Source organism: Microbacterium sp. APC 3901 (genome assembly GCF_030407765.1).
Taxonomy (GTDB): domain Bacteria; phylum Actinomycetota; class Actinomycetes; order Actinomycetales; family Microbacteriaceae; genus Microbacterium.
In genome coordinates, this window is the sequence record NZ_JASDCU010000009.1 from 126269 (window position 1) to 144736 (window position 18468).

Annotated in this window: 17 protein-coding genes; 14 read left to right on the forward strand and 3 right to left on the reverse strand. The window is 66.8% G+C overall.

From position 1 onward, the window contains the following. Positions 1-4 precede the first annotated feature (4 nt). Positions 5-2890, forward strand: a complete 2886-nt coding sequence (gene gcvP / locus QMA07_RS10250) for an aminomethyl-transferring glycine dehydrogenase (protein WP_290161511.1) — start codon at positions 5-7, stop codon at positions 2888-2890. 54 nt (positions 2891-2944) lie between these two features. Here the strand turns inward: gcvP and QMA07_RS10255 are convergent, their stop codons facing one another. After that, positions 2945-3163 carry a hypothetical protein gene (locus QMA07_RS10255; protein ID WP_290161513.1) on the reverse strand — a complete coding sequence of 73 codons (219 nt, stop codon included), beginning with the start codon at positions 3161-3163 and terminating at the stop codon, positions 2945-2947. A 237-nt stretch (positions 3164-3400) separates the two neighbouring features. Between QMA07_RS10255 and QMA07_RS10260 the strand changes: the two genes are divergently transcribed. The 5 genes from QMA07_RS10260 to QMA07_RS10280 all read left to right on the forward strand — a co-directional run bounded on the left by QMA07_RS10260 (position 3401) and on the right by QMA07_RS10280 (position 9275). Beyond that, a complete protein-coding gene (locus tag QMA07_RS10260) occupies positions 3401-5074 on the forward strand; it encodes an ABC transporter substrate-binding protein (RefSeq protein WP_290161515.1) in 1674 nt (557 codons plus the stop codon). 101 nt (positions 5075-5175) lie between these two features. Continuing rightward, positions 5176-6102, forward strand: coding sequence for an ABC transporter permease (locus tag QMA07_RS10265; protein WP_290161517.1), 927 nt, complete (start codon positions 5176-5178; stop codon positions 6100-6102). After that, positions 6095-7039, forward strand: a complete 945-nt coding sequence (locus tag QMA07_RS10270; RefSeq protein ID WP_290161519.1) for an ABC transporter permease — start codon at positions 6095-6097, stop codon at positions 7037-7039. Before QMA07_RS10265 ends, QMA07_RS10270 begins: the two co-directional genes overlap by 8 nt. After that, positions 7036-8709 carry an ABC transporter ATP-binding protein gene (locus QMA07_RS10275; protein WP_290161521.1) on the forward strand — a complete coding sequence of 558 codons (1674 nt, stop codon included), beginning with the start codon at positions 7036-7038 and terminating at the stop codon, positions 8707-8709. The genes QMA07_RS10270 and QMA07_RS10275 overlap by 4 nt, the downstream gene beginning before the upstream one ends. Positions 8710-8711: 2 nt before the next feature. Next, on the forward strand, positions 8712-9275 hold the full coding sequence (locus QMA07_RS10280; protein ID WP_290161523.1) for a PH domain-containing protein: 564 nt from the start codon (positions 8712-8714) through the stop codon (positions 9273-9275). A 13-nt stretch (positions 9276-9288) separates the two neighbouring features. Here the strand turns inward: QMA07_RS10280 and QMA07_RS10285 are convergent, their stop codons facing one another. Continuing rightward, positions 9289-10074 carry a type II CAAX endopeptidase family protein gene (locus tag QMA07_RS10285; RefSeq protein WP_290161525.1) on the reverse strand — a complete coding sequence of 262 codons (786 nt, stop codon included), beginning with the start codon at positions 10072-10074 and terminating at the stop codon, positions 9289-9291. 101 nt (positions 10075-10175) lie between these two features. Between QMA07_RS10285 and typA the strand changes: the two genes are divergently transcribed. Both typA and QMA07_RS10295 read left to right on the forward strand, forming a co-directional pair. Continuing rightward, entirely contained in the window at positions 10176-12089 is a 1914-nt protein-coding gene (typA, locus tag QMA07_RS10290) for a translational GTPase TypA (RefSeq protein ID WP_056508792.1), read from the forward strand. 165 nt (positions 12090-12254) lie between these two features. Then, positions 12255-13139: a phospholipase gene (locus QMA07_RS10295; protein ID WP_290161528.1), complete on the forward strand. Its 885-nt coding sequence runs from the start codon at positions 12255-12257 to the stop codon at positions 13137-13139. A gap of 83 nt (positions 13140-13222) precedes the next feature. Here the strand turns inward: QMA07_RS10295 and QMA07_RS10300 are convergent, their stop codons facing one another. Further along, positions 13223-13771, reverse strand: coding sequence for an XRE family transcriptional regulator (locus QMA07_RS10300; RefSeq protein WP_290161530.1), 549 nt, complete (start codon positions 13769-13771; stop codon positions 13223-13225). Positions 13772-13864: 93 nt separating this feature from the next. On the opposite strand from QMA07_RS10300, the gene QMA07_RS10305 reads away from it, so the two are divergent. From QMA07_RS10305 to QMA07_RS10330, 6 genes are all read left to right on the forward strand, one after another. Beyond that, a complete protein-coding gene (locus QMA07_RS10305; RefSeq protein WP_290161532.1) occupies positions 13865-14575 on the forward strand; it encodes an AzlC family ABC transporter permease in 711 nt (236 codons plus the stop codon). After that, on the forward strand, positions 14572-14886 hold the full coding sequence (locus QMA07_RS10310) for an AzlD domain-containing protein (RefSeq protein ID WP_290161534.1): 315 nt from the start codon (positions 14572-14574) through the stop codon (positions 14884-14886). Before QMA07_RS10305 ends, QMA07_RS10310 begins: the two co-directional genes overlap by 4 nt. Positions 14887-14921: 35 nt before the next feature. Continuing rightward, on the forward strand, positions 14922-15398 hold the full coding sequence (locus tag QMA07_RS10315; RefSeq protein WP_290161536.1) for a histidinol dehydrogenase: 477 nt from the start codon (positions 14922-14924) through the stop codon (positions 15396-15398). A gap of 9 nt (positions 15399-15407) precedes the next feature. Continuing rightward, positions 15408-15728, forward strand: coding sequence for a ferredoxin (fdxA, locus tag QMA07_RS10320; RefSeq protein WP_042542002.1), 321 nt, complete (start codon positions 15408-15410; stop codon positions 15726-15728). 3 nt (positions 15729-15731) lie between these two features. Further along, entirely contained in the window at positions 15732-16844 is a 1113-nt protein-coding gene (gene dapC / locus QMA07_RS10325) for a succinyldiaminopimelate transaminase (RefSeq protein ID WP_290161539.1), read from the forward strand. A 168-nt stretch (positions 16845-17012) separates the two neighbouring features. Next, positions 17013-18308, forward strand: coding sequence for a citrate synthase (locus QMA07_RS10330; protein ID WP_290161541.1), 1296 nt, complete (start codon positions 17013-17015; stop codon positions 18306-18308). Positions 18309-18468 lie beyond the last annotated feature (160 nt).

Below are 18468 nucleotides of genomic sequence, written 5' to 3' on the forward strand. Positions count from 1 at the left end.
ACCAGTGGTCTCTTTCGCCGATCGTCATATCGGAACCACCGCCGCCGCCCAGCGTCAGATGCTCGATGCCCTGGGCGTCGAGTCGGGGCTCGAGGACTGGAGCCCTGTCGAGGCGCTGATGCGCCAGGCCGTGCCCGCTTCGATCTTCACTTCCGCCTCTGCGGACTCGATCATCCCGCGCGCTGCGAGCGAGACCGAGGCGCTCGCCGAGTTGCGGGCGCTCGCGTCACGCAACACGGTGAACCGTCCCATGATCGGCCTCGGGTACTACGGCACGGTCACCCCTCAGGTGATCCAGCGCAACGTGCTCGAGAACCCCTCCTGGTACACGGCCTACACGCCGTATCAGCCGGAGATCTCGCAGGGTCGCCTCGAGGCGCTGATCAACTTCCAGACGATGGTCGCAGAGCTCACCGGTCTCACCACTGCGAACGCGTCGATGCTCGATGAGTCGACGGCCGTCGTCGAGGGGATGCTGCTGGCACGCCGTGCGTCGAAGAAGGCGTCGAATGTCTTCGCCGTCGACGCGGATGCGTTCCCGCAGACGAAGGCGCTGCTCGAGACCCGTGCGGAGGCAGTCGGCATCGAGCTGGTGTCGGTCGACTTCGCTGCCGGTGAGGAGCTTCCCTCCGAGCTGTTCGGCGTGTTCATCCAGTACCCCGGCGCTTCCGGGCGGGTCTGGAACCCGAGCGCCGTGATCGATGCAGCGCACCTCGCCGGCGGGCTCGCCGTCGTCGCGGCCGACCTGCTCGCGCTCACTCTGATCGCCTCGCCAGGATCGCTCGGCGCCGATGTCGCGGTCGGAACGACCCAGCGCTTCGGCGTGCCCATCGGCTTCGGCGGTCCGCACGCAGGCTACATGGCCGTGCGCGCAGGACTCGAGCGGCAGCTGCCGGGGCGCCTCGTCGGCGTCTCGGTCGATGCAGACGGCAAGCCGGCCTACCGACTGTCTCTGCAGACCCGCGAGCAGCACATCCGCCGCGAGAAGGCGACCAGCAACATCTGCACCGCTCAGGTGCTGCTCGCCGTGATGGCCTCGATGTACGCGGTCTATCACGGGCCCGATGGCCTGAAGGCGATCGCTCGGGAGGTCGCGGCGAAGACCGCGATGCTGCGCGACTGGCTCGTCGACGCAGGCTCCGATGTCGTCCACGACTCGTTCTTCGACACCATCCAGGTGCGTGTACCGGGGCGTGCGGCGGAGTACGCGGAGCAGGCGCACCACGGTTTCGGCATCCTGCTGCATGCCGCCGACGCCGACACGGTCGGGATCTCGGTCGACGAGACCACGACGGTCGGCGAGCTCCACCAGGTGGCTCAGGTCTTCGGCGGGGCTCGGGAACGGGCGTTCGGGTTCTTCGGCTCAGGATCGCAGGGCGGCCTTCCCGGCGAGCTGCTGCGTCAGGACGAGTACCTCACGCACCCCGTCTTCCACGCGCACCGCAGCGAGACGGCGATGATGCGCTACCTCAAGAGCCTGGCCGACCGCGACTACGCGCTCGACCGCGGCATGATCCCGCTCGGGTCGTGCACGATGAAGCTCAACGCGGCGACCGAGATGGCATCGATCACGTGGCCGGAGTTCGCGGGAATCCACCCGTTCGCACCGGCAGCGGATGTCGAGGGGTATCTCGACATGATCACGCAGCTCGAGGCATGGCTCGCCGAGGTCACCGGATACGACGCCGTCTCCCTGCAGCCGAACGCGGGTTCGCAGGGTGAGCTCGCCGGGCTGCTCGCGATCCGCGGCTACCACCTCGCGAACGGCGACGCGCGGCGCACCGTGTGCCTGATCCCGTCCTCTGCGCACGGCACGAACGCGGCCTCCGCGGTGCTCGCAGGTATGAGGGTCGTCGTCGTGGCCTGCGACGAGCTCGGCAACGTCGACCTCGACGACCTGCGGGCGAAGATCGCGGCGCACGCCGATGAGCTGTCCGCGCTCATGATCACCTACCCGTCCACACACGGTGTGTACGAGCAGGACGTGGTCGAGATCACCACCGCGGTGCACGATGCGGGCGGTCAGGTGTACGTCGACGGCGCCAACCTCAACGCGCTGCTCGGGTACGCCCGGTTCGGCGATCTGGGCGGTGATGTCTCGCACCTCAACCTGCACAAGACCTTCGCGATCCCGCACGGCGGCGGTGGCCCCGGCGTGGGTCCGGTCGCGGCGAAGGCGCACCTCGCTCCGTACCTTCCGTCGCACCCGCTGGCGCAGCGGGCAGAGCACGCGGGCGGATTCGTCTTCGGAGGCGGCGCCGTATCGGCGGCGCCGTACGGATCGGCCGGGATCCTGCCGATCTCGTGGTCGTACGTGCGCATGATGGGGTCTGACGGTCTCCGACACGCCACTGCCGCCGCCGTCCTGTCGGCGAACTACATCGCCGCGCGCCTCGGCGAGCACTACCCGGTGCTGTACGCGGGTGAGGACGGACGCGTCGCGCACGAGTGCATCCTCGACCTGCGTCCGCTCAAAGAGGCGACCGGGATCACGGTCGACGACGTCGCGAAGCGCCTCATCGACTACGGCTTCCACGCTCCGACCATGTCGTTCCCCGTCGCGGGGACGCTCATGGTCGAGCCCACGGAGTCCGAGGACCTCGGCGAGATCGAGCGGTTCATCGAGGCGATGATCATGATCAAGGCCGAGGCGGATGCCGTCGCCGCGGGCCGCTGGCCCGCCGACGACAACCCGCTGGTCCACGCTCCGCACACCGCGGTCTCACTCATCTCAGGGGAGTGGAACCACGCCTACACCCGCGAGGATGCCGCCTATCCGGTGCATGCCCTGGTAGCAGGCAAGTACTGGCCGCCGGTGCGCCGCATCGATCAGGCCTACGGAGACCGCAACCTCGTGTGCGCCTGCCCGCCGATCGAGGCCTTCGCCTGAGAGATCACGAGGAAGGGCCGGATGCCGACGGCATCCGGCCCTTCGTCGTTCGGTTCAGGAGTACGAGAACCAGAATCCCGGCAGCCCTGCGCGGTTGACGCACGGGCCGGTGCTGTAGCCCTCCTGCATGTACAGACGTCGATCGGCCTGACAGTGGCTCGCGTCGACGTAGGCACCCGCCCAGCCGGCTGCCGCAGCGGCCAACGGTGCTCCCGCCACCAGACCGACGCTGAGTGCGAGCCCCGCCGCCGCACCCATCAACTTCTTCTTCATTCCAGTCATCTTCGACTTCCCTCCGGTTGGTCCGTTCAATCTAGCCAGGGCGATCGGGAGAGGCAACGGTCGCCCTCGGGCGAGCATGTTTCCGCGATATTACAGTTGGTCACCACTCAGTAACGGTTCATTAGCCGAGTGCGATGTCCTCTGAATCGCGGGTTACAGTCAACTATCCCTACGCGTTCGACGATGAGCGCGCAGTCTGATGAATACCCGTCCACAGGAGGACACAAAGTGAAGCGCAACAAGATCGCCCTTGCGGGCACTGCGCTGTTCGCGATCGGCGCCCTGGCGCTCGCGGGCTGCGCGAGCGGTGGAAGCGACGACGGCGACGGCGGATCCGGTGCAACCGGTGACGCGGACGCCATCATCACGACGAACGGCTCGGAGCCCGAGAACCCGCTGATCCCCACCAACACCAACGAGGTGGGTGGCGGAAAGATCCTCGACGAGATCTTCGCCGGTCTGATCTACTACGACGCCGACGGCAAGCCGGTCAACGACGTGGCTGAGGAGATCACCACGGAGGACCCGCAGAACCTCACCGTCAAGATCAAGGAAGGTCTGACCTTCACCGACGGTGAAGAAGTCACCGCCGACAACTTCATCAAGGCGTGGAACTACGGAGCACAGGCCGAGAACGCTCAGCTCTCGGGCTACTTCTTCGAGGACATCGAGGGGTTCATCAATGACCCGGGTGACCCGGCGAACCCCGATGACGACGTCTTCGGCGCGCAGGGCGACATGGCCGGCCTGCAGCAGGTCGACGACTACACCTTCACGATCGCGCTGAACAAGCCGGCCTCCGACTTCGCGCTGCGCCTCGGATACTCGGCGTTTTACCCGCTGCCCGATGCAGCCTTCGAGGACATGGAAGCCTTCGGCCAGTTGCCGATCGGCAACGGCCCGTACATGATCGACGGCGAAGACGCGTGGCAGCACGACGTGCAGATCGACCTCGTCCGCAACGACGACTACGACGGTCCCCGCAAGGCGGCCAACGGCGGTCTGACGATCAAGTTCTACGCGACGCAGGAAGCGGCGTACGCCGACCTGCAGGGTGGCGAGGTCGACGTGATCGACGCGATCCCGACCGGCTCGCTCCCGGTCTTCGCCGACGAACTCGGCGACCGCGCAGTGAACCAGCCGTCGGCCGTGTTCCAGTCGTTCACCATCGGCCAGTTCCTCCCGCACTTCAGCGGCGAAGAGGGCCAGCTGCGTCGTCAGGCGCTGTCGATGGCGATCAACCGCGAAGAGATCACCGAGACCATCTTCTCGGGCACCCGCACCCCGGCAGCCGACTTCACGTCGCCGGTCATCGCGGGCTGGTCGGACTCGGTTCCCGGTAGCGAGGTCCTCGACTTCGACCCCGAGAAGGCGAAGGAGCTGTGGGCCGAGGCCGACGCCATCTCGCCGTGGGACGGCGAGTTCAAGATCGCGTACAACTCCGACGGCGGGCACGACGCCTGGGTCGACGCGGTGTCGAACCAGATCAAGAACACGCTCGGTATCGAGGCATCGGGTGACCCGTACCCGACGTTCCAGGATCTTCGCACGAAGATCAACGACCGCTCGATCACCACGGCAGCGCGTTCCGGATGGCAGGCCGACTACCCGGGTCTGTACAACTTCCTCGGACCGCTCTACGCCACGGGCGCAGGCTCGAACGACGGTGACTACTCGAACCCCGAGTTCGACGACCTCATCTCGGCCGGCATCAGCAACCCCGACCCCGATGCGCAGATCGAGGACTTCACCAAGGCGCAGGAGGTTCTGTTCCAGGACCTGCCCGCGATCCCGCTGTGGTACTCGAACGTGACCGGTGGCTTCAGCGAGAACGTCGACAACGTCACGTTCGGCTGGAACTCGGTTCCGCTGTACTACGAGATCACGAAGGCCGGCGAGTAAAGTCTGACGGCACTTCACCTGTGAGGCGGTGACGATTCTTCGTCACCGCCTCACAGGCTTGTGTTCGAGGCTTTCTCTGCCCTCTAAGAAGGGACAAGCGGATGCTCGGTTACATTCTGAGACGTCTTCTGCAGGTGATCCCGGTCTTCTTCGGAGCCACCCTGCTCATTTACTTCCTCGTGTTCGCCATGCCCGGCGACCCGATTCTCGCCCTGTTCGGTGACAAGACCCCGAGCCCGGCGGTCGTCACCCAGCTGCGCGAGCAGTACCACCTGAACGACCCGTTCATCGTGCAGTACTGGTACTACATCACGGGCGTGTTCCAGGGCGACCTGGGCACCACCTACTCCGGCCGGCCCGTGTCTGCCGTGCTCGCCGCGACGCTTCCCGTCACCGGTCGCCTCGCGGTGATGGCCATCGCGATCGAATTCGTGCTGGCGATCATCATCGGCACGATCTCGGCGCTGCGCAAGGGCAAGCTGTTCGACAACGTCTCGCTCATCGTGGCGCTGGTCGCGATCGCGATCCCGATCTTCGTGGTCGCGTTCCTCGCGCAGTACTTCCTCGCGATCCAGCTCGGATGGTTCAAGCCGACGGTCGGCGCGGACAACGACTGGGGCGGTCTCTGGCTGCCGGCGATCGTGCTCGGATTCAGCCTCTACGCCGTGAGTATGCGGTTGATGCGCAGCTCGGTCATCGAGACCCTGAACCAGGACTGGGTGCGCACCGCGTACAGCAAGGGGCTCTCACGCAATCGCGTGCTGCCCGTGCACGTGCTGCGCAACTCGCTGATCCCCGTGATCACCAACTCCGCCACGAACTTCGGCGTGCTGCTCGTGGGGGCCACCGTCACCGAGGGCATCTTCAACGTCCCCGGTGTGGGAAACACGCTGTTCCAGGCGATCCAGCGCGGGGAGGGACCCACGGTCGTCTCGTTCGTGACCGTGTTCGTCATCCTGTACGTGTTGGTGAACCTTCTCATCGACCTGCTCTACGGTCTGCTCGACCCGAGGATTCGCTATGCCTGATCCCACATCTCAGAAGCACTACGTCGCTCCGATCGAGACGGAGTCGATTTCGGTCGACGCCGTCCGCATCTCCGACAAGCCCAGCAACCTGTGGCGAGACGCCTGGTTCGACCTGCGTCGTCGTCCGCTGTTCTGGTTCTCGATCGTGCTCGCGCTCTTCTTCTTCGTGATGGCGCTGTGGCCGGCGCTGTTCACCGCCACGCCACCGAACGCCGACTGCCAGCTGTCGAACAGCAACGGCGGTCCGGCGGACGGGCATCCACTCGGATTCACGTTCCAGGGATGCGACATCTACGCACGTATCGTGTGGGGGTCGCAGACCTCCCTCGCTGTCGGGCTGATCGCGACCGTGATCTCGTCGCTTCTGGGCCTGATCATGGGGGCGCTCGCCGGCTTCTACGGCGGATGGCTCGACGGCCTGCTGTCGCGCATCGGCGACATCTTCTTCGCGATCCCGTACATCCTCGCGGCCGTGGTCGTGATGACCGTGTTCCGTGACTCCCGTTCGGTCTGGACGCTCGCGTTCGCGATCGGCGGGTTCGCGTGGGCGTCCACCGCCCGTGTCGTGCGTGCCGAGGTGCTCCGTGTGCGTCAGGCCGATTTCGTCATCGCCTCACAGGCGCTCGGACAGTCGAAGTTCAAGATCCTTCTGAACCACGTCATTCCGAACGCGATCGCGCCGCTGCTCGTCGTCTCGACGCTCGGCCTCGCGGGGGCGATCGTCGCCGAAGCGACGCTGTCGTTCCTCGGCGTCGGTCTCGGCAGCGACGTGATGTCGTGGGGTAACGACATCGGCGATGCCCAGGCCTCGCTGCGTGTCGCGCCGATGGCACTCATCTATCCGTCGATCGCGCTCACCCTCGCGGTGCTGGCGTTCGTCACCCTGGGCGAGCTCATCCGAGACGCCCTCGACCCGAAGGCGAGGGCACGCCGATGAGCGAGCGAATCACCGACCAGGTCCCGCTGCTGAGCATCCGCGATCTCACCGTCGCGTTCCGCACGCAGGAGGGCCTGCGCGAAGTGCTCCACGGAGTCAGCTTCGACGTCATGCCGGGAGAGACCGTCGCGATCGTCGGGGAGTCCGGCTCAGGGAAGTCCACGACGGCCACGGCCATCGTGAACCTGCTGCCCGGCACCGGTCAGGTCACCGCTGGGTCCATCACCCTCGAGGGGCGCGAGCTCACGACGCTCAACCGTCGTGAGATCGAGGCCGTCCGCGGTCGGGACATCGGCTTCGTGCCGCAGGACCCGATGTCGAACCTCAATCCTGTCTGGAGCATCGGGTTCCAGGTGAAAGAGGCGATCCGTGCCAACGGCATCGCCCAGGGTCGCGAAGCCGCGAAGGCGCGCACGGTCGAGGTGCTGCAGCAGGCCGGGCTCGCCGACGCCGAGAAGCGTCTGCACCAGTTCCCGCATCAGTTCTCGGGTGGAATGCGCCAGCGTGCCCTGATCGGAATGGGCCTCGCGGCCGACCCGAAGCTGCTCATCGCCGACGAGCCGACCTCGGCTCTCGACGTGACGGTGCAGCGCGTGATCCTCGATCACATGGCGACGCTCACGCGCGACAAGGGCACCTCGGTGCTTCTGATCACGCACGACCTGGGCCTCGCGGCCGAGCGCGCGGACAAGATCATCGTGATGAACGGCGGCAACATCGTCGAGGCCGGTCCGAGCCGCGAGATCCTCGAGAATCCGCAGCATCCCTACACCAAGCGGCTGGTCGCCGCGGCGCCCAGCGTGGCCTCGCAGCGCATCCAGGCGGTGGTGGAGGACAAAGGGATCGAAACCCGCGACAGCCTCGCGGCCATCCCGCCGACGGTACGCGTCGCGGGGCTCACGAAGGACTATCGGATCCGTCAGGGGGGCTTCCGCAGCGAGGCCTTCCGCGCGGTCGACGACGTGTCGTTCGAGATCCCCAAGGGCAAGACCCTCGCGCTGGTGGGGGAGTCGGGCTCGGGGAAGTCGACCGTCGCGAAGATGGTGCTGAAGCTCGAGGAGCCCACCAGCGGCACCATCGAGATCGACGGCCAGGACGTGTCGAAGCTGTCCAATGCTCAGGCATTCGGACTCCGTCGACGCATGCAGCCGGTGTTCCAGGACCCGTATGGGTCGCTCGACCCGCTGCGCAACATCGGCAACACGATCGCCGAGCCGCTGCAGATCCACGGCGTGGGCGATCGTGCCTCGCAGCGTGAACGCGTCGAGGAGCTGCTCGACCAGGTCTCACTGCCGCGCGTCCTCGCGAGCCGCTACCCGAACGAGCTCTCGGGCGGACAGCGTCAGCGTGTCGCGATCGCGCGTGCACTGGCGCTGAAGCCCGACATCATCGTGCTCGACGAGGCCGTCTCGGCGCTCGACGTGCTCGTGCAGGATCAGGTGCTGCAGCTGCTCGCCGAACTCCAGTCGGAGCTCGGGCTCACGTATCTGTTCATCACGCACGACCTCGCCGTCGTCCGCGTGTCGAGCGACCTCGTGTGCGTCATGGAGAAGGGCAGGATCGTCGAGCAGGGCACTGTCGACGAGATCTTCGCCAACCCGCAGCAGGAGTACACCGATCGCCTGCTGAAGGCGATTCCCGGGGCGACGATCACTCTCGGCGGTCACTGAGAGTGAGCACCGAACCTCGACCGGAGGCCGCACGGACATTCCGTGCGGCCTCCGGGCCTGTCTCCCTCGTTCTCTGCACGCTGCTGGCGATCTTCCTGCTCGGCGACGCCGTGGTGCGCGCGGGCTGGGGCCAGATGCTCCTGCTCGCCCCGTGGGTGCTGCTCGGACTCTGGGTCGTCTACGAGATCGCCTTCGTCTCTGTCGTGCGCGTCGACGGCGAGGGTGCCACGGTGCAGAACATGCTGCGCCGAACGTCATTCGGCTGGAGCCGTGTCCGCGATATCGACCTGCGCTGGCAGCTCGTGTTCTCGCTCGAGGACGGCTCGGACGTCTCGAGTTATGGGGGACCGGCGAGAGCGCGTCCGATTCGGCGCCCGGTGCGCGAGGACGACGAGGCCAAGGCGCCCGCCGGACTCCGCGAGCTCACCGAGATCCGTGACCGCTGGCAGGCAGCCCCGTCGACAGCTGACGCTCCGATCCGTCGCACCTGGGACTCTCAGGCGCTCATCGCGCTCGGCGTCATCGTGCTCGGGGCCGTGGCGTCGATCGTCATCGCGAACGGCTGATCGCGCAGAGCAGTCAGCCGGGGAGCCCGAACAGCATCGGCCAGGTCGCCGCCGCCCAGGGGTAGCCGACGAACACCGTCGCGTCGATCAGGAAGTGCGCGACGAGGAACGGCATGAGCCGTCCGCTGCGCTGGAACAGCCATCCGAAGAGCAGCCCCATCGCGAGGTTTCCGATGAACGCTCCCGGCCCCTGATAGAGGTGGTAACTCGCGCGCAGCACGGACGTGGTGAGGATGATCGCCCACGGCCCCCAGCCCAGCTGCCGGAGTCGGGCGAAGAGATAGCCGAGCACGACGAACTCCTCCTGCAGCGATGCGCGGGCTGCCGCGAGGAGGAGGACGGGGATCGTCCACCAGTGAGTGTCGAGTCCTGCGGGGTCGACCGCGACGAAGAGTCCGAGGGCACGCCCGGCGAGATACAGACCGAGACCGGGGATGCCGATGGCCGCGACCAGGAGGATCCCGCGACCGACATCCGGTCCGACGCGGGTGCCGTCGAGACCCAGCCTGCCCAGATGCGGCCTGGACGACTGCCACAGCAGGAAGCAGACGAGCAGCACGGGGACGAGGGAGAAACCGATCGACAGTATCTGGTAGATCAGGTCGAAGATCTCGCGGTCGCTCCGGGACGGATTGAGGGTCGCGGTCTGATCGGCGAGGGGCGTCTCATCGGTGAGGCGGTAGGCCAGCTGGACGATCGCGTAGACGGCGGACTGACCGAGACCGAGTGCGAGGACGATCGCGATCTCCCACCACAGGCGAGCACGTGAAGGCGGGGAAGAGAGGTCTGCGGCGGTCACGCTCCTGATCGTACTTCGAGCGCTCAGGAACGACTCGCCCGAATACGATAGTCTGGAACGTCGGCTTCTCGGCAAAACCCCACACTCTTTAGGACATCTGCATGGCGCACGCCCTTCGCTCTGACCTCCGCAACGTCGCAATCGTCGCGCACGTCGACCACGGCAAGACCACCCTCGTCGACGCCATGCTGCGTCAGACGGGCTCGTTCGGTGAACACGCCCACGTCGATGAGCGCGCGATGGACTCGAACGACCTCGAGCGTGAGAAGGGCATCACGATCCTCGCCAAGAACACGGCGATCACCTACAAGGGCAAGCACGCTCAGGGCAAGGAGATCACGATCAACGTGATCGACACCCCCGGCCACGCCGACTTCGGCGGTGAGGTCGAGCGCGGCCTCTCCATGGTCGACGGTGTCGTGCTGCTCGTCGACGCCAGCGAGGGCCCGCTCCCGCAGACGCGCTTCGTGCTCCGCAAGGCCCTCGAGTCCAAGCTGCCCGTCATCCTCCTGGTCAACAAGACCGACCGTCCGGACGCTCGCATCGCCGAGGTCGAGGAAGAAGCGCACGACCTGCTCCTCGGCCTCGCCTCCGACCTCGTCGACGACGTGCCCGACCTCGACGTCGACGCTCTGCTCGACGTGCCGGTGGTCTACGCGTCCGGTCGTGCCGGCGCAGCATCGCAGAACCGTCCCGCCGACGGCTCGCTGCCCGACAACGACGACCTCGAGCCGCTCTTCGAGGCGATCCTCGAGCACGTCCCCGCTCCGGCGTACGACGACGAGGCGCCGCTCCAGGCCTGGGTCACGAACCTCGACTCCAGCCCGTTCCTCGGTCGCCTCGCCCTGCTGCGCGTCTTCAACGGCACGCTCAAGAAGGGCCAGACCGTCGCCTGGGTCCGTGCCGACGGAACGCACCAGAACGCACGCATCACCGAGCTGCTCAAGACGCGTGCGCTCGAGCGCTACCCCGCCGAGTCCGCCGGCCCCGGCGACATCGTCGCCATCGCCGGCTTCGAGAACATCACGATCGGTGAGACCATCGCCGACCCCGAGGACGTCCGCCCGCTTCCGGCGATCACGGTCGACGACCCCGCCATCTCGATGACGATCGGCACGAACACGTCGCCGCTCATGGGCAAGGTCAAGGGTCACAAGCTCACGGCTCGAATGGTCAAGGACCGTCTCGACAAGGAGCTGATCGGCAACGTCTCGCTCAAGGTCGTCGACATCGGACGCCCCGACGCCTGGGAGGTTCAGGGTCGTGGCGAGCTGGCTCTCGCCATCCTGGTCGAGAACATGCGTCGCGAGGGCTTCGAGCTCACCGTCGGCAAGCCGCAGGTGGTCACGAAGAAGATCGACGGCAAGACCTACGAGCCGTTCGAGCACCTCACGATCGACACGCCGGAGGAGCACCTCGGCGCCATCACGCAGCTGCTCGCGAACCGCAAGGGTCGCATGGAGAACATGACGAACCACGGCACCGGCTGGGTGCGCATGGAGTTCATCGTCCCGTCTCGTGGCCTCATCGGCTTCCGCAGCGAGTTCCTCACCACGACCCGCGGCACCGGAATCGCGAACGCGATCTCGCACGGCTACGAGCCGTGGGCAGGCTCGATCACGACGCGCCAGAACGGCTCCATCGTCGCCGACCGCCAGGGCGTCGTGACCCCGTTCGCGATGATCGCTCTGCAGGAGCGCATGTCGTTCTTCGTGCAGCCCACGCAGGAGGTCTACGAGGGCATGGTGATCGGCGAGAACTCGCGCGCCGACGACATGGACGTCAACATCACGAAGGAGAAGAAGCTCACCAACATGCGTGCGGCGAGCTCCGACACCTTCGAGTCGATGACCCCGCCCCGTCAGCTCACCCTCGAGGAGAGCCTCGAGTTCGCGCGTGACGACGAATGCGTCGAGGTCACTCCCGAGGTCGTCCGCATCCGCAAGGTCAACCTCGACGCCAACACGCGTGCGCGCGAGACCGCTCGCCTGAAGCGCCAGGACGCCAACGTCTGAGAATCGTCTAAGAAAAGGGGCCCTGTCCTGCCGGAAACGGCAGGGCAGGGCCCCTTTCTCACGAAACGTCCAGGCATGCCGTTGCAGAATCGTTACCTTGCGCCTGGGGCAAATCTCCCGATGAGTGTCCTGCGACGGGCGTACGACGACCCGAAAGTCGAACCCATGCTTCAGAACACCCGTGCGCTTCGGCGCGCACACGCGGCGGCATCAGCTCGCAACGCGATCACTGCACGTCGCCCCACCCTGATCCTCGGAACGATCGCCGGAGGCGTGCTCGGCCTCGCCCTCACTGTCGGCATCGTCTCTGCCCCCGCCGCGGGCGCCGAGGTGCCGGACGCCGTCGCCGACGTCGCGTCCTTCGTCACCGGTGAGCCGGAGGCGCTGGCGAAGAGCACCGACGACTCGGCCCTCACCATGGTCGCCGCTCAGGACGCCGTCGCGGCGGCCGAGGCGCTCAACGCCGAGGTGGCGGCATCGGGTCTCGACCTCGGCGCCGCGCCCTCTGCTGTCGACACGGCCGACGTGACCGCCTGGGTCGGTCAGCTCGCGGACCGAGGCGAGTTCTCGAACAGGGAGCTGTCCAGCCTCACGGCGTATGCGGTCACAGGGACGGACGAGATCGTCGCTGAGACCGCCGCCTTGCAGGAGTCGTACGTCGCGGCTCAGCAGGCGAAGGCAGCTGCGGATGCCGCTGCGGAGCAGGCTGCGGCCGAAGCCGCGGCACTCGCGCAGACGAACACCGTCGATGGTGCGAAGTCCGTGGCGCGTGACATCGCGGCGAGCCAGTACGGATGGGGCGACGATCAGTTCTCCTGCCTGGAATCGCTGTGGACCAAGGAATCCGGTTGGAACTACCAGGCGTACAACGCCTCCGGAGGCGCGACGGGGATTCCGCAGGCTCTGCCAGGAAGCAAGATGGCGTCTGCCGGATCCGACTGGCAGACCAATGCGGCCACTCAGATCCGCTGGGGCCTCGGGTACATCTCATCGGTGTACGGCACCCCGTGCAGCGCATGGGGTCACTCGCAGTCCGTGAACTGGTACTGAGCCGCCGCGCGACTGACCACTTCCCACCCGAGACCCACCCCGCATGCGTGCGGTGGTGGGTCTCGGCATGACGGGAGCGGCGCTCAGCGGAGCTCGGAGATGAGAACCGCGCTGGTTCCGGTGGCGATCGCTTCGAAGACGTGCGGTGCGTCTCCGGCATACGAGAGGTAGTCGCCGGGGCCCAGCAGCACCGGCGCGTCCGTCGGGCCGATCCGAGCCTGGCCCGTGATGAGGACCACGTGCTCGGTGGTCCCCGGGTGGTGCGGATCGGAGCGGCGATGTTCACCGGGCTCCGCCTGGATCAGATACACGTCCCGGCGTGCACCCGGAGGACTCGCCGACAGCAGGGTGGCGCTGTATGCCGCCGCTGACGACGGTACGCCGGCGAGGTCCTCGGCCCTGATGAGGGTCGGCGCGTTGGCCTGCTGATCGACGAGCACGGCGAAGGGCACGCCGAGTGCGACGCCCAGTGCCCACAGGGTCTCGACGCTGGGATTGCCCGAGCCTGTCTCGAGCTGCGAGACGGTCGCCTTCGAGATCCCGGCCCGGCGTGCGAGTTCGGAGACGGACAGGGCGGCTCGCTCGCGCTCTCTGCGCAGGGTGCGGGCGATACGGGTTCGGAGATCCTCCATGCGTTCATTATGTCAAACGATCGTTCGCTTGACTATTCGGTTCACGTTGTTCAGAATGATGACCATGTGTTCAGTACAGCGAACGATCGCCCGATGAGGGCCGAGCGCGAGGTCTGGCGCGAGGCACTGGGGGTGGTCCTCGCGACCAGCGCCTACGGCGTCTCGTTCGGCGCCCTCGCCGTGGCATCCGGTCTCGACGTCTGGCAGTCGTGTGTGCTCAGCCTGTTGATGTTCACCGGCGGGTCGCAGTTCGCCTTCGTCGGGGTGTTCGCCGCCGGGGGAGTGTCCGCGCTTCCCTCGGCGATCGCCTCGGCCACACTGCTCGGGGTGCGCAACGTCGCGTACGGCATGCGGATGTCGCCGATCGTAGGCACCACGCCCGTGCGCCGCGTCGCTGCAGCGCACTTCACGATCGATGAGTCGACAGCGGTGGCCATCTCGCAGAACGATCCCCGCCTGAGGCAGGTCGGCTTCTGGGTCACCGGAGTCGGGATATTCGTCGGGTGGAACCTCACGACGCTGGTCGGCGCGCTCGTCGGCGACGTGCTCGGAGACCCGAAGGCCTGGGGGCTGGATGCGGCTGCTGCCGCAGCCTTCCTCGCCCTGCTCTGGCCACGTCTCAAGAAGCGCCAGGCGATCGCGGTCGGCGTCGCAGCCGCAGTCATCGCGGCGGCGCTCACGCCGTTCATCATGCCGGGCCTGCCCGTGCTGGTCGCCGCCGTCGTCGCGATCGTCGTGGGTTGGTTCGACTGGCTGGGGAGAGCCGGCGCTTCGACGGCGATCAACGGGGAGGTGGGCCGGTGAGCGTCTGGAGTGCGATCCTGCTCGCCGCAGTGATCTGCCTGGCCCTCAAAGCAACGGGCTATCTTGTGCCGCCGAGCGTGCTCGAGGCGCCCCGACCGGCGCGCATCTCAGACCTGCTGACCGTTGCGCTTCTCGCCGCGCTCGTGGCAGTCCAGACCCTGGGTTCCGGGCAGGCTGTGGTCGTCGATGCACGGGTTCCCGCCCTGCTCGTCGCGGCCGGTCTCTTGTGGCTGCGTCAGTCGTTCCTCGTCGTGGTGTTCACCGCTGCACTCGTGGCCGCCCTCCTGCGCCTACTCGGTCTCGCTGTCTGAGCCGGACAGATCATCTGCGCGCGTAGGATCGACTCGTGCGTAACGGATGGATCTCCCGGGTGCTCTCTTGGATCGCCGCGGCTCTCGTCGGCGGCGTCTTCGGCGTCGCGGGGACGATCGGCCACAGTCTGATGTGGGGACCGGTGCCCGTGGGGCTCCTGGTGGGAGCGATCGCGTGCGGCGCGATCCTCGTCGCCATCCGCGCGCTCACCCACGACCGAGGCGCGACTCTCGCCGCGGGGCTCGGCATGATCGGCATGCTGGTGCTCATCTCGGGCGTGGGTCCCGGTGGATCGGTGGTGGTCGAAGACACGCTCAGCGGCCGGATCTGGACCTATCTGGTGGCTGGGCTCGTGCTTCTCGCCGTGGCATGGCCGTCACTCTCCCGGCTTCCCGCGCGCACCGAGGCGCAGACGTCCGTGCCCTCACCGCCGTCCGAGGTGTCCGCTGCCGAAGCGACGCGTGCCCGGCGTGCCCCCGCTCTGGGCGATCGGACCGGCAGCGAGTCGTAGACTGGGGGAGTGACGTATGTGATCGCTCTCCCGTGCGTCGATGTCAAGGATCGCGCCTGCATCGACGAGTGCCCCGTTGACTGTATCTACGAGGGCGAACGCTCGCTGTACATCCACCCGGACGAATGCGTCGACTGCGGGGCCTGCGAGCCGGTGTGCCCCGTCGAGGCGATCTACTACGAAGACGATCTGCCCGACGAATGGCAGGACTACTACAAGGCCAATGTCGAGTTCTTCGACGAGGTCGGCTCTCCTGGTGGTGCGGCCAAGGTCGGCGTCATCGCGCACGATCACCCGATCATCGCCGCTCTTCCGCCACAGGGCGAGTAGTCCGTGAGCGTTCGCGATCTCGCCGACTATCCGTGGGACGCGGTCGTTCCCTATCGTGAGCGTGCCGCTCTGCATCCGCGCGGCATCGTCGACCTGTCGGTCGGCTCGCCCGTCGACCCGACCCCTGAGCTGATCCGCAGAGCGCTGGCCGACGCGACGGACGCGCACGCATACCCGCAGACCGTCGGCACGCCCGCTCTGCGTGAGGCGATCGTCGCGTGGTACGCCCGCCGCAGAGGAGTGGCCGACCTCACCGTAGACAACGTGCTGCCCACCATCGGCTCGAAAGAGCTCGTGGCCTTGCTTCCGACCCTGCTGGGACTCGGCGCCGGTGACATCGTCGTGCATCCCAGGATCGCCTACCCGACTTACGAGGTCGGCGCCCGCGTCGCCGGGGCCACGCCGTTGCCTGCCGACGATCCTGCCGATTGGCCCGAGGGCGCCAAGCTCATCTGGATCAACACGCCGGGCAACCCCGACGGCCGCACCTGGACGGTGGAGGAGCTGTCGGCCGCGGTCGTGCGAGCTCGTGAGCTGGGTGCCGTGCTCGCGAGTGACGAGTGCTATGCCGAGCTCGGGTGGGACGGTCAGTGGGCGACCGAGTCGATCCCTTCGATCCTCGACCCCCGAGTGACGGGCGGCAGCAGGGCGAATCTGCTCAGCGTCTATTCGCTGAGCAAGCAGTCGAATCTCGCCGGCTATCGAGCCGCTTTCGTCGCGGGGTGCGCGCGTATCGTCGGCGAGCTGCTCACCGCGCGCAAGCACCTGGGGCTGATGCCGCCGGAGCCGGTGCAGCACGCGATGGCCGTGGCACTGGGCGACGACGAGCACGTCGCGGTCCAGAAGGAGCTCTATCGTGAGCGGCGCGACATGCTGCGACCGGCACTCGAGGCCGCGGGGTTCCGGATCGACGGCTCGGAAGCAGGTCTCTACCTGTGGGCGACCGAGGGGCAGGACGCGTGGGCGAGCATCGAGAGGCTGGCCGACCTCGGCATCCTCGCGGGCCCTGGCCCGTTCTACGGCGCGGCTTCGAATCAGCATGTACGGCTGGCACTGACGGCGCCTTCCGAACGGGTCGCCGAGGGCGCCCGGCGCCTGCGTGAACAGGCCGTGTAGGTTCTCGCCTCAGACCGGTGGTTCTTTTGTCGGTTGTCACAGTAGGCCTGTGTGCCTACTAGGCTGTAAAGGCGATTCGGTCATGTATCGATGATCTCGAACAGACCTGGTGCACAGCGCCGTGACATCGCCACATCCGACTTGATGAAGATCCATGAGGAGGCCCGCGTGAGCGCAGCGGCAGAGCAGCAGACGACAGCGAAGCTGACGATCGGCGATACGACCGCTGAGTTCCCACTCCTGCGAGGCACGGCGGGCAACGACAGCATCGACTTCTCGACGCTGACGCGGCAGACCGGCTACACCGGGCTCGACTACGGTTTCGTCAACACTGCGTCGACCAAGTCCGAGATCACATTCATCGACGGCGACAAGGGCATCCTGCGCTACCGCGGATACCCGATCGAGCAGCTCGCCGGATCGACGAGCTACCTCGAGGTCGCATGGCTCCTGATCTACGGCGAGCTTCCCTCTGCTGCGGAGCTCGCCGAGTTCGACGAGAAGATCCGTCGGCACACGTTGCTGCACGAAGACCTGAAGCGCTTCTTCTCGGCGCTTCCGCACACCGCGCATCCGATGTCGGTCCTGTCGTCGGCCGTCGCCGCGCTCTCGACCTATTACGAGGGCCAGACCGACCCGCACAACCCCGAGCACGTCGAGCTGAACATGATCCGGATGCTGGCGAAGCTGCCGGTCATCGCCGCCTACGCGCACAAGAAGAGCATCGGTCAGGCGTTCCTCTACCCCGACAACTCCCTCGGCTTCGTCGAGAACTTCCTCAAGCTCAACTTCGGGGTGCATTCCGAGGAGTACGAGGTCAACCCGGTGATGTCGAAGGCTCTCGAACTGCTGCTCATCCTGCATGAGGACCACGAGCAGAACGCGTCGACCTCGACCGTGCGTCTCGTCGGCTCGACCGGTGCGAATCAGTTCGCATCGATCTCCGCGGGCATCCAGGCGCTCTCCGGGCCGCTGCACGGCGGTGCGAACGAGGCCGTCCTCACCATGCTCGGCCAGATCCGTGATTCCGGTCAGAGCGTCTCTCGCTTCGTCGAACGGGTGAAGAACAAAGAAGAGGGCGTGAAGCTCATGGGCTTCGGGCACCGGGTCTACAAGAACTACGACCCCCGAGCCAAGCTCGTCAAGGAGGCCGCGGGTGAGGTTCTGGCCGAGCTCGGTGTGACCGACCCGCTGCTCGACCTCGCTCAGGAACTCGAAGAGCTCGCGCTCGCAGACGATTACTTCAAGGAGCGTCGTCTCTACCCGAACGTCGACTTCTACACCGGTGTCATCTACAAGGCGATGGGCTTCCCGACGCGGATGTTCACCGTGCTGTTCGCGATCGGTCGTCTGCCCGGCTGGCTCGCGCAGTGGCGTGAGCTGCAGCTCGATCCGCAGACCAAGATCGGTCGCCCGCAGCAGCTCTACACGGGATCTCCCGAGCGCACTTTCCAGACCCGCTGACGTCGAGCAGGATGCCCGTCGTCAGCGCCGGGACATGGTCGTGAGGGTGGACCCGGCGACGGCGTTCGCGGTGTCACAGGCGACGCGAGCCGCTGGTACTTCACCGATCGCGGCGACGGTGGGGTGCTGATCACGCCGCCCTCCACATCCCGGGTTCGGC